A 14213-nucleotide genomic window follows, 5' to 3' on the forward strand; every position below is an offset into this window, starting at 1 on the left:
GAGTGAATGACACTTGTGGACTTGCGTGGGTGAGGCACATGCGCGCCTGCCGTCACAGCAAGGGGCGCAATTGTAGAGAAGGGGCGTGGGAGGTGCAAGGTAATTGGTGATTATTTGAACAATCCAATCTTTCCCTTCACCACAAAACACTGTGGGAGCGAGCTTGCTCGCGATTGGGATAAGACATTCACATTTGATGCTGAATGTTTCTCCGCTTCGCGAGCAGGCTCGCTCCCACAGGGACTGCAGCCGGATCAGGGCTTTTTGGCGGCAGCCTTGGCTTTGGCGCCGCGCTGGCGCTGTGCTTCGAACAGGCAGACGCCCGTTGCCACCGAAACGTTCAGACTGCTGACGCTACCGGCCATCGGCAGGTGCACCAGGTAATCGCAATGCTCGCGAGTGAGGCGGCGCATGCCCTTGCCTTCGGCACCCATGATCAGGATGGTAGGGCCGGTCAGGTCCTGGTCATAAATGCTGACCTCAGCCTCCCCCGCCGTGCCGACAACCCACAATCCGCGCTGCTGGAGCTTTTCCAGGGTACGCGCCAGGTTGGTCACGGCAACCAGAGGAATCACTTCCGCCGCCCCACAAGCAACCTTTCGCACGACCGGCGTCAGGGTGGCTGACTTGTCTTTCGGCACGATCACCGCCAGCGCACCCGCCGCATCGGCGGAACGCAGGCAGGCGCCCAGGTTGTGCGGATCGGTCACGCCATCGAGCACCAGCAGCAGCGGCGCGCCTTCGGTGCGATCCAGCAGCTCGTCGAGCATCGCCTCGCCCCAGACCTGGCTCGGGCTGACCTCCGCGACCACACCTTGATGCACACCCTCGACCCAAGCGTCCATTTCCCGGCGCTCGGCCTGACCGACCTGGACACGATTCTCGCTGGCCAGCTCGATCAGCGTCTGCACCCGCGGATCACTGCGGCCTTCGGCCAGCCAGATCTGCTTGACGCGCTTGGGGTGGTGACGCAGCAACGCTTCTACCGCATGAACGCCGTAGATTTTTTCCAACTGACTCATGACTTGGCCTTAGGTTTACGCGCCCCACCGCTTTTTGCTGGGGCCGAGCCCGCTTTTGGCGGACCTTTACGATGTTTGCTCGGCTTGGCCGGCTTGCCGCCGACGGCCTTGTCAGGCGCCGACCGTCCGGTCTTTCCCGAAGACGACGCTTTACCGCCGTTCTTCGCATCGGCCAGCAGTGCCTTTTTCAGTTCGCGACTCTTGCGCACCTCAGCGTTTTTCGCCGCGGCATCGCTCGAACGGTAGGCTTCGACAGGCTTTTCCTTGGCTGGACGACGGCCGATTTTCGCCGGCGCCGGCTCTGCAGCCGCTTTGGTAGACGCTGGCGCTGGAGCTGCGGTTTCGCTGCCGCGCTTTTTGCGACCGACTGGCGCGCTGACGGTTTTTTCTGACATCTCGAAGTCGATCTTGCGCTCGTCGAGATCGACGCGCATGACCCGCACTTCGACGGTATCGCCAAGACGGAAGCTGCGACCGGTACGCTCGCCCGCCAGGCGGTGGTGCACGGGATCGAAGTGGTAGTAGTCACCCGGCAGAGCGGTAACGTGCACCAGACCTTCGACGTAGATATCGGTCAACTCGACGAACAGGCCGAAACCGGTCACGGCGGTGATCACACCCGGGAAGGACTCGCCCACGCGATCTTTCATGAACTCGCACTTGAGCCAGTTCACCACGTCGCGGGTCGCCTCGTCGGCACGGCGTTCACTCATCGAGCACTGTTCGCCGAGCTGCTCCAGAGCCGCTTCGTCGTACGGATAGATGCGTGCCTTTGGAATGGTCATCGCACCGGCACGGCGAACGTGCGGAGTGTCCTGCTTGGAGTGAATGACGCTGCGAATCGCCCGGTGCGTGAGCAAGTCCGGGTAACGACGAATCGGCGAGGTGAAGTGGGTGTAAGCCTCGTAGTTCAGGCCGAAGTGACCCTGGTTATCGGAGGTGTACACCGCCTGGCTCAAGGAGCGCAGCATGACCGTCTGGATCAGGTGGAAGTCCGGACGATCCTTGATGCTGGCCAGCAGAGCCTGGTAATCCTTCGGCGTCGGACCGTCCTTGCCTTTGTGCAGGGACAGACCCAACTCGCCCAGGAAGGCACGCAGCTTTTCCAGACGCTCTGGCGGCGGACCGTCGTGAACGCGGTACAGGGCAGGGATTTCGTGCTTTTGCAGGAATTCGGCAGTGGCCACGTTGGCGGCCAGCATGCACTCCTCGATCAGCTTGTGCGCATCGTTACGCACGGTCGGCCGGATTTCGGCGATCTTGCGCTCGGAGCCGAAGATGATCCGGGTTTCCTGGGTTTCGAAGTCGATCGCGCCACGGACATGACGGGCGGCCAGCAACACCTTGTACAGCGCATACAGCTGCTTGAGGTGCGGCACGAGGTCGGTGTATTCGCCGCGCAGCTTGCGCGCCTCCGCCAGTTTCGGCGTTTCGAGCATGGCGCTGACCTTGTTGTAGGTCAGGCGCGCATGGGAGTGGATCACCGCTTCATAGAAGCAGTAGTCGGTCATTTCGCCGGATTTTGAGATGGTCATCTCGCAAACCATGGCCAAGCGATCGACCAGCGGATTCAGCGAACACAAGCCATTGGACAATTGCTCGGGCAACATCGGGATCACGCGCTCGGGGAAGTACACCGAGTTGCCGCGAACCTGAGCCTCGGCATCCAGCGCCGAACCGAGCTTCACGTAGCTGGAAACGTCGGCAATCGCCACGTAAAGCTTCCAGCCGCCTGAGAACAGGCGCAGCTTGCCCGGACGGGCTTCGCAGTAGACCGCGTCATCGAAGTCGCGGGCATCTTCGCCGTCGATGGTGACAAACGGCAGATGGCGCAGGTCGATGCGCTTCTCTTTATCTTTCTCTTCGACTTCCGGCTTGAGCTTGCCGGCTTCCTTGAGCACAGCGTCCGGCCAGACGTGAGGAATGTCGTAAGTGCGCAGGGCGACATCGATCTCCATGCCCGGCGCCATGTAGTTGCCCACGACTTCGATCACGTCGCCTTGCGGCTGGAAGCGTGGTGTCGGCCAGTGGGTGATCTTCACTTCGACGAACTGACCGATATCGGCGTTGGCGTTGCGACCTGGAGTCACCAGCACTTCCTGCTGGATCTTCGGATTGTCAGCGACGACAAAACCAATGCCGCCTTCTTCGAAGTAGCGACCGACGATGGTTTCGTGGGCACGGGATACCACTTCGACGATCATGCCTTCGCGGCGACCGCGACGGTCCAGGCCGGATACACGGGCCAGAGCGCGGTCACCATCGAACACCAGGCGCATTTGCGCAGGGCTCAGGAACAGATCGTCGCTGCCATCATCCGGCACCAGGAAGCCGAAGCCGTCGCGGTGACCGCTGATGCGCCCCAGAATCAGGTCGAGCTTGTCCACCGGTGCATAAGTGCCGCGGCGGGTATAAATGAGTTGTGCATCGCGCTCCATGGCGCGCAGACGGCGGCGCAGGGCCTCGATCTGGTCTTCTGTGGTCAGACCAAACTCTTCGACCAGCTGCTCGCGGGCAGCAGGCGAACCGCGATCAGCAAGGTGCTGAAGGATCAGTTCGCGGCTAGGGATGGGGTTTTCGTATTTTTCCGCTTCACGAGCGGCCTCGGGATCGAGGGATTGCCAATCGGCCATTAGAGAGTTTTCACCTTGTCTATATGCGGGTTAGTTTGGCATAGGCGTAATGAAACGGGAAATTTCGAACTATATAGAGGCCATATGACGTCTTGTATCGACGCTTCCAAAGCGTTTTGAACACCGCTGGTAAAAAAAATCATTTTTTTTGGCGACGGGGGTTTACAGTTAAAAAAGCGCTCCGTATAGTGCGCGCCATCGACGACACAGACACGTTGTCGAAGCTGCCCAGGTGGTGAAATTGGTAGACACGCCAGCTTCAGGTGCTGGTGACCTTACGGTCGTGGAAGTTCGAGTCTTCTCCTGGGCACCAATTTCGACTTTGAGACTAGATCAGTTTCAAGGCTCACACAAAAAACCCGCGAAAGCGGGTTTTTTGCATTCTGGACACGCGTTTTGTCCGAACTGATTTATTAAAATTAAATCAGGGGTTTACAGATCAAAATGCGGTCCGTATAGTGCGCCACATCAACAGCGGCAACGCTGAAGATGAATGCCCAGATGGTGAAATTGGTAGACACGCCAGCTTCAGGTGCTGGTGACCTTACGGTCGTGGAAGTTCGAGTCTTCTTCTGGGCACCAATTCCAATTCAAGGTTACGGCCTTGAATTTCACAAAAACCCGCGAAAGCGGGTTTTTGCGTTTCTGGTGGTCGAAAAAGCCACCCCCAAACCTGTAGGAGCGAGCTTGCTCGCGATGGATGTACAGGCGACGCATTTCTCCAGAACACCTTCGTTTCCTTGCACGGCCTTCGCGAGCAAGTTCGCTCCTACAGAAGCAATGCGCGCCAATCGAACACATGTGAACCCCACGAAGCGCATTTGAGAAACAATATCGTTTATCATTGTTGCAAGTTTTTGCAATGCGACAGTGAGGAACCCTGCGAATGATGTTTCGAAATACCCTGCGCCGAGGCTTGACCATCACCCTTCTCGGCCTGGCACTCGCCACTCCCCTCACCCAAGCCGACGACAAGGTTTCCCTGACGCTCTACAACGGCCAGCACAAGGAAGTGGGTGACGCTGTCGCCAAGGCCTTCGAAGCCAAGACCGGCATTCATGTCAATGTACGCAAGGGCAGCAGCAACCAGCTTGCCAGCCAGATCGTCGAAGAAGGCGACCGCTCCCCGGCCGACGTGATCTACACCGAAGAATCGCCGCCACTGAACAAGCTCGGCGAGCAAGGCCTGCTGGCCAAGACTGACGATGCAACCCTGGCAGTCCTGCCCAAGCAATACGTCGCGGGCAATGGCACCTGGATCGGCGTCACTGCCCGGGTCCGGGTCGTCGCCTACAACCCGAAATTGATCGATGAAAAAGATTTGCCCAAGTCCGTAATGGCGTTCTCCGATCCGAAATGGCAAGGCAAGGTCGGGTTCGTACCCACCAGCGGCGCATTCCAGGAACAAGCTGTAGCGATTATCAAGATGCACGGCATGGACGCTGCTGAAGAATGGCTCACCGGCCTGCGCGCCTTCGGCAAGACCTACAGCAACAACATGGTCGCACTCAAAGCCGTGGAAAACGGTGAGGTCGCCACTGTGCTGGTCAACAACTACTACTGGTTCGCCCTGCAGCGCGAAAAAGGCCAGCTCGACTCGAAACTGCATTACTTCACCGGTGGCGACGTCGGCGGGCTGATCACCGTTTCCAGCGCCGCCGTGCTGAAATCCAGCAAGCATCCACAAGAAGCCCAACAACTGCTCGCTTACATGGCCAGCGAAGAAGGTCAGCGCGTGATCACCCAGACCACCGCCGAGTACCCGCTGCACAAAGGCATGGAATCGGATCGCGGTCTCAAGCCCTTCAGCGAGCTGGAAGCACCGAAAGTCACCCCGGCGGACCTTGGCAACGCAGAAGAAGCCCTCGACCTGGAACGTGACGTTGGCCTGAACTGATGAGCGCATCGCTATCCGTCGCCCCACACGGCAGCTACGTACCAAGACGCAAGCAGCCATCGATCTGGTTGCTGCTGCCGGTTTTTCTGCTGGTCCTGCTCAGCCTGCTGCCACTGGCCTATGTCGGGCTCAAGGCCTGGCAAGCAGGCTGGGCTGAGGCGCTGCACCTGCTGTGGCGCCCCTACGTGTTCGGCCTGTTGCGCAACACGTTGGCACTGATGGTTGGCGTGACGCTGGCTTGCGGCGTGATCGGCCTGTCGTTGGCGTGGCTGCTGGAACGCAGCAATCTGCCGGGACGGCGATTGTGGGGTGTGATTCTGTGTTTGCCATTCGCCGTACCGGCGTTTGTCAGCAGCTTCACCTGGGTTTCGCTGAGCGCGCACTTCGAAGGACTGGGCGGAGCCATTCTGGTCATGACCCTGTCCAAATACCCGCTGATTTTCCTGCCGGTGGCGGCAACCCTGCGCAACCTTGACCCTTCACTGGAAGAGTCCGGGCGCACACTGGGCCAGAATCACTGGGGCGTGTTTTTCAAGATCACCCTGCCCCTGCTCTGGCCGTCACTGCTCGCCGGCTCACTGCTGATTGCCTTGCACATGCTGGTGGAATTCGGCGCGCTGTCGATCATCGGCCTGCAAACCTTCACCACCGCGATCTATCAGCAATTCGAACTGGAGTTCAGCAACGCCAATGCCGCGATGCTATCTGCCGTGCTGCTGGTGTTGTGCCTGGCCCTGCTATGGCTGGAATTGCGCGTTCGCGGCAAAGGCCGCCACGTACGCACCGGCCAGGGTGCGGCGCGTCAGGCGGAACAGGTTCGGTTGGGGGCCTGGGCGATTGGCGGGCAACTGTATTGCCTGTTGCTGGCGATCATCGGCAGCGGCATTCCACTGGGCATGTTGGGGTACTGGCTGGCCGTCGGATCATCAGCCGCCTTTCCGGTTGCCGCCATCAGCGAGGCGCTGCTGTCGTCCCTGGCCCTGTCGCTGGGCGGCGCGGCGCTATGTCTCGTGTTAGCGGTTCCGGTGGGGTTGCTGGTCGTGCGCTACAAGGGCCGGCTGGCAATCTGGGCTGAACGCCTGCCGTATTTGCTGCATGCGCTTCCCGGCCTGGTGATCGCACTGACCCTGGTGTATTTCGCCCTGCACTATGTGCCGGCGCTGTATCAGACCACGGCGCTGCTGCTGATCGCCTATGCACTGCTGTTTTTGCCATTGGCCCAGGCACCGATTCGCACGGCGCTGAACAAGGCTGCTCCGCAACTGGAAGAGGCGGCGCGCACATTGGGCGCGTCTTCGTTCACCGCGTTTTGCCGGGTGACATTGCCGATCATCTTCCCGGCACTGGGGGCGGCGTTTGCGCTGGTGTTCCTGGATGCGATGAAGGAGCTGACGGCGACGCTGCTGCTGAGTCCGACCGGGCTCAATACCTTGGCGACGGAAGTCTGGGCGCATACTGCCAATGTGGAGTTTGCGGCGGCGGCGCCTTATGCGGCGCTGTTGATATTGGTATCGGGGTTGCCGGTTTATCTACTTACGACGCGGATGTATTTGAGCCGCTGAGATAGCTTTCGCGAGCAGGCTCGCTCCCACAAAAGAACGCAGTCCAATGTGGGAGCGAGCCTGCTCGCGAAGGGGCCCGCTCAATCAAAGACAAACTTAAGCCCTGAACTGCCCCAGGCTCGCCTTCAACTGCGCCGCCAAGCCATCCAGTACCTTGCCGCTGGCCGTGGTCTCCACTACCGCCTGCGCCGCCCTCTCGGCCTGCGCATGAATCGTTTCTACGCGACCCCGCACGGCTTGAGCCCCCTGAGCCTGATGTGCCGCCGCTTGAGTAGCCAGACCAATCGCCGCATGCACCTGCTCCACCGAAGCCTGTACCGACTGCTGCAACCGCGCGCTGTCACGCAACACCAGCAGCCCCTCGCTGGCCTGGCGCCCTGCCTGGCCGATCGCGGCTACCGCTTCGCGGGCGCCTTGCTGCAATGCCACGATGTGCGCCTGAATATCGCCCGTGGAGCTCTGAGTCTTGCTCGCCAGCGCTCGCACCTCATCAGCCACCACCGCAAACCCGCGACCGGTTTCGCCTGCCCGCGCCGCTTCGATGGCCGCGTTCAATGCCAGCAGGTTGGTCTGCTCGGCGATCCCGTGAATCACGGTCAGCACCACTTCAATCTGCTCACTCTGTTGCGCCAGCCGCTCGATCACTTGCGCACCGGTATCGACCTGCCCGGCCAGCGCTTCGATCAGGCTGCCGACTTTCGCCGAGGTCCGGGTGTTTTCATCGGTGGCCTGACGGATATCCACAACCTGCTTCAACGCCGCCTGCATGGCCTGGCTCTCGGATTGAGCCTCATCCGCCATTTGCGACAACGCTCGCAGGCTCTCGGCCACTTCATCACGCTGCATGCCCGCTGCCGCATCGGCTCCGGCATTGCGCAGGGTCATGGCACCGATTTCCACGCCGGTGCGCTGAGCCACGTCGCCTGCCTCGCGCACGATCGGCTGCAACTTATCCACAAAGCGATTGACCGCCGAGGCCATGTCGCCGATTTCATCCTTGCTGTTGATTTGCACACGCTTGGTCAAATCGCCTTCGCCCGCCGCCAGATCATCCATGGCGCTAATCAGCATCTTCAAACGATTGACCACTCGACGCCCCAGCACTACGGCAAGTAGCAGCAGAACGCCGGCACCCACCACCGCCAGGCCCACGCCGATGCGCCAGCGCAAGGTAGCCGCCGCTTCCTGCACCGTGTCGGTGGTATTGGCTTTCATCTCGGAAGCGGTGGACTGCGCCGACTGCAAGCGTGAACGCATGGCTGCAGCGCTGTCAGCTGCCGCACCTTTGAGGCTATCGCCCACCAGCTGGTCGCTACTGGCGATCAGTGCGGAGAAGCGCTTGTCCAGGGCAGCAAGATCGGTTTCCACCGAGGCGGTGGAAACCCCCATCAGCACCTTGCCGATTTCCACGCCATTGGGATTGATCGAGGCCTCGATGTAAAACACCGACGGATCGTTTTTCGCGGCATCCAGCACCTTGTCCAGTGCCCGCTCACCCTGGCCTTTTTCCAGCAAAGCCTTGTTGATCGCGTTTTCCCGGTTGAGGTATCGCGTCAGGTGCTGACCCGTCGCGTCGTCATAGACCACGAACAACACATTAGGGTTGCGCTGTGCCCGGCGGGCAAATTCGGAGAGGGTCGGAATATCGTTGTCCCACATCGCGCGGGGAGCAACCGAAGCCAGGAGCTGCGCCATATCACTGGCGGAATCCTTCAGGTCTTTTTCCAGGGTCGCACGCAGTTGCGCCTGCTCTTCCTCCAGCCGCGAGGACAGACCGGCCGTGAGCCGCTGCCGCGTGCTGGTGGACAGACTGTCGAGGCTCGAGGTGACTTCACGCCCCGCCTGTTCGAGTTCGCCGGACAGTTTTTGACTATCGGCCCCCAGACGCGAGCCCAGATCGGCTTCCAGCGCAGTCACCGTGCTCCGGGTCAGGGCAACAGCCACCAATACCTGCACTAAAAGGGCGATACCGAGAGTAACGAACACTGGCCGTAAAAGACGGCTTTGTAACAGTGAGAGAACGGCTGACACTGGAGACCCCCCCTGCTTTTGGCGCCATTAAATTGATGGCACGCCAGAAGCTATGCTTTTTTTAATGTTCGCTGCAAGGGGCATGCCGTCCAACAGGCATAAACGACAAAGGCCCCGATTAAGGAGCCTTTGTTTTTTACATCAACGACTTATCAGGCGAACGGGTGACGCAGAACGATGGTTTCGTTGCGATCCGGACCCGTCGAAATAATGTCGATCGGTGCACCGACCAACTCTTCGACGCGCTTGATGTAGTTGCGTGCCGCCTGTGGCAGCTCTTCCAGCGTCTTGGCACCGAGGGTGGATTCTTTCCAGCCCGGCATCTCTTCGTACACTGGCTCCAGGCCGATGTAGCTGTCGGCATCGGTCGGTGCGTCGATCACTGCACCGTCCTGGTTCTTGTAGCCAACGCAGATGTTGATGGTTTCCAGGCCGTCCAGAACGTCCAGCTTGGTCAGGCACAGGCCCGAGATGCTGTTGACGTCGATGGCGCGACGCAGGATGACGGCATCGAACCATCCGCAACGACGGGCGCGACCGGTGGTTGCACCGAATTCGTGACCGCGCTTGGCCAGGAAAGCACCGACGTCGTCGAACAGCTCAGTCGGGAACGGGCCCGAACCGACGCGAGTTGTGTAGGCCTTGGTGATACCCAGGATGTAGTCGAGGAACATTGGGCCCACACCGGAACCGGTGGCAATGCCGCCCGCGGTGGTGTTGGAGCTGGTGACGTACGGGTAGGTACCGTGGTCGATGTCCAGCAGGGAACCCTGGGCGCCTTCGAACATGATGTCCTTGCCATCGCGACGCAGCTGGTGCAGCTCGGCGGTGACGTCGAGCATCATCGGCTTGAGCAGCTCGGCGTATTCCATGCACTCGTCCAGAGTCTTCTGGAAGTCGATCGCAGGCTCTTTGTAGTAATTGACCAGTACGAAGTTGTGGTAGTCCAGCAACTCGCCCAGCTTGGCGGCGAAACGCTCGCGGTGGAACAGGTCGCCGATGCGCAGGCCGCGACGTGCAACCTTGTCTTCGTATGCCGGGCCGATGCCACGACCGGTAGTACCGATCTTCTGCTCGCCACGGGCTTTTTCACGAGCCTGGTCCAGTGCTACGTGGTAGGACAGGATCAGCGGGCAGGAAGGGCTGATGCGCAGGCGCTCGCGCACCGGTACGCCCTTCTCTTCCAGCTTGTTGATTTCCCGCAGCAGGGCGTCAGGTGCAACCACCACGCCGTTGCCGATCAGGCACTGCACGCCTTCGCGCAGCACGCCCGACGGGATCAGGTGCAAGACGGTTTTTTCGCCGTCGATCACCAGCGTGTGGCCAGCGTTGTGGCCACCCTGGTAGCGCACTACGGCGGCAGCATGTTCGGTCAGCAGATCAACGATCTTGCCTTTGCCCTCATCACCCCATTGGGTGCCCAGGACTACGACATTCTTACCCATAACACTTGTCCTCATTCGCGCAAACTTGGTGCCGGCGGCGGCCGGCAGGAAAACTCAAGAAGCCAGTGGCGATACTTGCCAAAGCCCATTCTGCTGAATCAATTGCCGGTCGCAGTCCGCTTCACGGGCGGCGGCCAGAGGTTGCCCAGGCAAGGCCTGAACGACACGCTGACCCTCACTGCGCAACTGGCAAACCTGCTGCCAGAGTGCCGCATCCGTACTGTCAGGCATCCAGATACCGCCAGACGGTAGCTCGATCTCAGCACGCCCCAGGGTCACCAGGGTTTTCAAATCGGTAGAGAAACCGGTTGCCGGACGGGCACGACCGAAGTCGGCGCCGATGTCGTCGTAACGACCGCCCTGGGCAATGGACTGGCCAACGCCCGGCACGAATGCCGCGAACACCACACCGGTGTGATAGTGGTAGCCGCGCAACTCGCCGAGGTCGAAATACAGCGGCAGTTCCGGGAAACGTACGGACAGGCGCTCGGCGATTGCCAGCAAGTCGTCCAGTGCAGCGATGACCTCTGACGGGGCTTTCGCCAGACGCTCGCGAGCGGCCACCAGCACTTCACGATCACCGCACAGATCAACCAACGCCCGCAGCATGCCCGACAGATCCGCCGGCAGACCTTCGGTCAAGGTAATGACCTCGTCGATGGCCTTACGTTGCAATGCATCGAACAACTGCTGTTCAACTTCACCGGACAATCCGGCTGCGCGAGCGAGCCCGCGGTAAATGCCTACGTGCCCCAGGTCCATGTGCACGTCAGGCACATCGGCCAGTTGCAGCATGGCGAGCATCAAGCTGATGACTTCGACGTCACTGCTCGGGCTGGCATCGCCGTAAAGCTCGGCACCCAACTGGATCGGGCTGCGCGAGGACGACAACGCCCGCGGCTGGGCGTGCAATACACTGCCGGCATAGCACAGGCGGTTGGGGCCTTCGCGACGCAGGGTATGCGCATCGATACGCGCTACTTGCGGCGTAATGTCGGCACGGAAACCCATCTGCCGACCCGATTGCGGGTCGATGACCTTGAAAGTGCGCAGATCCAGGTCCTGGCCTGCGCCGGTCAGCAGGGATTCCAGGTACTCGATATGGGGAGTCACGACGAACTCGTAACCCCAGCTCTGGAACAGATCCAACACCTGACGACGCGCGACTTCTATGCGCGCCGCCTCCGGTGGCAGTACTTCTTCGATGCCATCTGGCAGCAGCCAGCGGTCTACCGTTGCCATTACGCCATTCCCCCATGATCCGGGCGGCAAGCCGTTGGGCGAGCCTTGAGTGAAGCAGAAAATGATCCGCCCAGCGAAAACAACGCGCATGAGCGACGAAGCGAAAAGCCTGAAATGGGCTTCGCCAAGCACTTTCCTCGTAAAACCTGTCAGGCCATCGGGCCCTGGCACCTGCACAAAAACAGCAATCAAACGTGCAGACGCAAAAAAGCCGGGAATTTCCCGGCTGCCGCATCATACACACGTTTTCCCAAAGGATCACCCCGCCAGAGGTTTTAACCGCCGGGCGGGATGATTCAGGTCAACGGCGTATCAAGGCTTGGCTTTTTCCAGGTAGTGGAAGAAGTCACTGCTTGGGTCGAGAACCATGACGTCGGATTTATTCGCGAAGCTTTCACGGTAGGCACGCAGGCTACGGTAGAACGCGTAGAACTCCTGATCCTGACCGTAGGCCTTGGAGTAGATCGCGGCGGCCTGGGCATCGCCGTCACCGCGAATCTCTTCAGACTCACGATAGGCTTCGGCCAGCAACACGCGGCGTTGACGGTCAGCGTCGGCACGGATGCCTTCAGCCAGCTCGTTACCCTTGGCGCGGTGCTCGCGAGCTTCACGCTCACGCTCGGTGCTCATACGCTCGAACACACTGCGGTTCACTTCTTTAGGCAGGTCGATGGTTTTGACGCGAACGTCGACCACTTCGATGCCCAGTTCCTTTTCAGCCATCTTGTTCAGCGAAGCGGTGATGTCGGCCATCAGCGCATCACGCTCACCCGATACCACTTCGTGCAGGGTGCGCTTACCGAACTGGTCACGCAGGCCCGATTCCAGACGACGGGACAGACGCTCGTCGGCGATCTGCTTGAGGCCGGAAGTCGCGGTGTAGAAACGCTCGGCGTCCTTCACGCGCCACTTGGCGTAGGCATCGACCATCACGGCTTTCTTTTCCAGGGTCAGGAAGCGTTGTGTCGGCGCGTCCAGCGTCATCAGGCGGGCGTCGAATTTGCGCACCTGGTTAACGTAAGGCACCTTCACATGCAGGCCTGGCTGAACATCGGTCTGGACCACGCGACCGAACTGCAGCAACACCGCACGCTCGGTCTGAGCCACGATGTAGAAGCAGTTCCAGGCAGCGATCGCCACGACGACGCCGACAATAAGGGCGATCAGCGATTTATTGCTCATCAGCGACTCTCCCTGGTACGTGCTGGCTGTTGCTGCAGATCAGCTGCCGCACGCGCATTCGCTTCATTGCTGGTAGCTGCAGCACTGCTCATCGGTGTGCTGGTGCTGCGACCACTACTGTCGATCATCTTGTCCAGCGGCAGGTAAAGCAGATTGCTCTGGCCATTCTTGTTGCCGGTCACGAGAACCTTGCTGGTGTTGCTGAAGACTTCCTGCATGGTGTCCAGATACAGACGCTGGCGAGTGACTTCAGGCGCCTTGCGGTACTCGGCAACCAGCTTGGTGAAGCGATCGGCCTCACCCTTGGCGCGCGAGATCGTTTCATCACGGTAACCGTTGGCATCTTCGAGAATGCGCTGGGCCTGACCACGAGCTTCCGGCACGACGCCGTTGGCATAGGTTTCAGCCTGGTTGCGCGACCGCTGCTCGTCTTCACGGGCACGGATCACGTCATCGAAGGCTTCCTGCACTTCACGCGGTGCCGCTGCGCTCTGTACGTTGACCTGGGTCACGGTGATACCGGTGCGATAGGTATCCATGAAGCGTTGCAGGCGCTCCTTGATTTCGCTGGCCATCTGCTCACGACCTTCGGTCAACACCTGGTCCATCGCGGTGGAACCCACCACATGGCGCAAGGCACTGTCAGTCGCGTGCTGCAGGCTGATCTCCGGCTGATCAACGCTCAGCACGAAATCCTGCAGGTTGCTGATCTTGTACTGCACGGTCAGCGGCACTTCGACGATGTTTTCGTCTTCGGTGAGCATCTGGCCCTGCTTGGTGTACGCACGCTCACGCGTGACGTTTTCCATGTACTTCTTGTCGATCGGCGGGAAATAGATGTTCAGGCCCGGGCCGACGGTTTCGTAGTACTTGCCGAAGCGCAGCACCACGGCTTGCTCCTGCTCGTCGACTACGTAGACCGCGCTGTACAGCCAGACAGCGGCGGCAACGACCAGGCCGATGCCGAGCAGACCGCCAAAGCCGCCACTCTTGCCCGGACCACCACCGTCATCCCCACCACGTTTCTTACCACCACCGAACAACCCGTTCAGGCTTTCCTGCAGCTTTCGGAAGGCCTCGTCGAGATCTGGCGGCCCCTTGCGATCGCCGTTATTACGGCGCTTGCCACCCCAAGGATCTTGATTATTCGAGTTGCCACCCGGCTCATTCCAAGCCATAGCGCTCTCCATCTGATAAAG

At 60.2% G+C, this 14213-nt stretch carries 9 protein-coding genes and 2 tRNA genes; 4 read left to right on the forward strand and 7 right to left on the reverse strand.

Annotation, left to right across the window (positions count from 1 at the left end; translation table 11 throughout):
* Positions 1 to 254: 254 nt before the first annotated feature.
* Both rlmB and rnr read right to left on the reverse strand, forming a co-directional pair.
* Entirely contained in the window at positions 255 to 1022 is a 768-nt protein-coding gene (gene rlmB / locus ABTV29_RS28520) for a 23S rRNA (guanosine(2251)-2'-O)-methyltransferase RlmB (protein ID WP_433767865.1), read from the reverse strand.
* The gene (gene rnr, locus ABTV29_RS28525) at positions 1019 to 3655 is read right to left on the reverse strand and encodes a ribonuclease R (protein WP_433767866.1); all 2637 of its coding nucleotides are present in this window, start codon (positions 3653 to 3655) and stop codon (positions 1019 to 1021) included. Before rnr ends, rlmB begins: the two co-directional genes overlap by 4 nt.
* A gap of 226 nt (positions 3656 to 3881) precedes the next feature.
* Between rnr and ABTV29_RS28530 the strand changes: the two genes are divergently transcribed.
* From ABTV29_RS28530 to ABTV29_RS28545, 4 genes are all read left to right on the forward strand, one after another.
* Positions 3882 to 3968 (forward strand) — tRNA-Leu (locus ABTV29_RS28530).
* A 182-nt stretch (positions 3969 to 4150) separates the two neighbouring features.
* Positions 4151 to 4237: transfer RNA gene (locus tag ABTV29_RS28535), tRNA-Leu, on the forward strand.
* A gap of 304 nt (positions 4238 to 4541) precedes the next feature.
* The gene (locus tag ABTV29_RS28540; RefSeq protein ID WP_433767867.1) at positions 4542 to 5552 is read left to right on the forward strand and encodes an iron ABC transporter substrate-binding protein; all 1011 of its coding nucleotides are present in this window, start codon (positions 4542 to 4544) and stop codon (positions 5550 to 5552) included.
* Positions 5552 to 7114, forward strand: coding sequence for an ABC transporter permease (locus ABTV29_RS28545; protein ID WP_433767868.1), 1563 nt, complete (start codon positions 5552 to 5554; stop codon positions 7112 to 7114). Before ABTV29_RS28540 ends, ABTV29_RS28545 begins: the two co-directional genes overlap by 1 nt.
* A gap of 96 nt (positions 7115 to 7210) precedes the next feature.
* Here ABTV29_RS28545 and ABTV29_RS28550 read toward each other — a convergent pair whose 3' ends face one another.
* From ABTV29_RS28550 to hflK, 5 genes are all read right to left on the reverse strand, one after another.
* Positions 7211 to 9145, reverse strand: coding sequence for a methyl-accepting chemotaxis protein (locus ABTV29_RS28550; RefSeq protein WP_433767869.1), 1935 nt, complete (start codon positions 9143 to 9145; stop codon positions 7211 to 7213).
* A gap of 152 nt (positions 9146 to 9297) precedes the next feature.
* Positions 9298 to 10590 carry an adenylosuccinate synthase gene (locus ABTV29_RS28555; RefSeq protein WP_433767870.1) on the reverse strand — a complete coding sequence of 431 codons (1293 nt, stop codon included), beginning with the start codon at positions 10588 to 10590 and terminating at the stop codon, positions 9298 to 9300.
* Between the two features lie 54 nt (positions 10591 to 10644).
* Positions 10645 to 11832: an ATP phosphoribosyltransferase regulatory subunit gene (locus ABTV29_RS28560; RefSeq protein ID WP_433767871.1), complete on the reverse strand. Its 1188-nt coding sequence runs from the start codon at positions 11830 to 11832 to the stop codon at positions 10645 to 10647.
* 312 nt (positions 11833 to 12144) lie between these two features.
* Positions 12145 to 13014, reverse strand: coding sequence for a protease modulator HflC (hflC, locus tag ABTV29_RS28565; protein WP_095192129.1), 870 nt, complete (start codon positions 13012 to 13014; stop codon positions 12145 to 12147).
* Positions 13014 to 14192, reverse strand: coding sequence for an FtsH protease activity modulator HflK (gene hflK / locus ABTV29_RS28570; protein ID WP_433767872.1), 1179 nt, complete (start codon positions 14190 to 14192; stop codon positions 13014 to 13016). Before hflK ends, hflC begins: the two co-directional genes overlap by 1 nt.
* Between the last annotated feature and the right edge of the window lie 21 nt (positions 14193 to 14213).

Origin of the sequence: Pseudomonas putida (genome assembly GCF_050989985.1) — a bacterium.
Taxonomy (GTDB): Bacteria; Pseudomonadota; Gammaproteobacteria; order Pseudomonadales; family Pseudomonadaceae; genus Aquipseudomonas; species Aquipseudomonas putida_AI.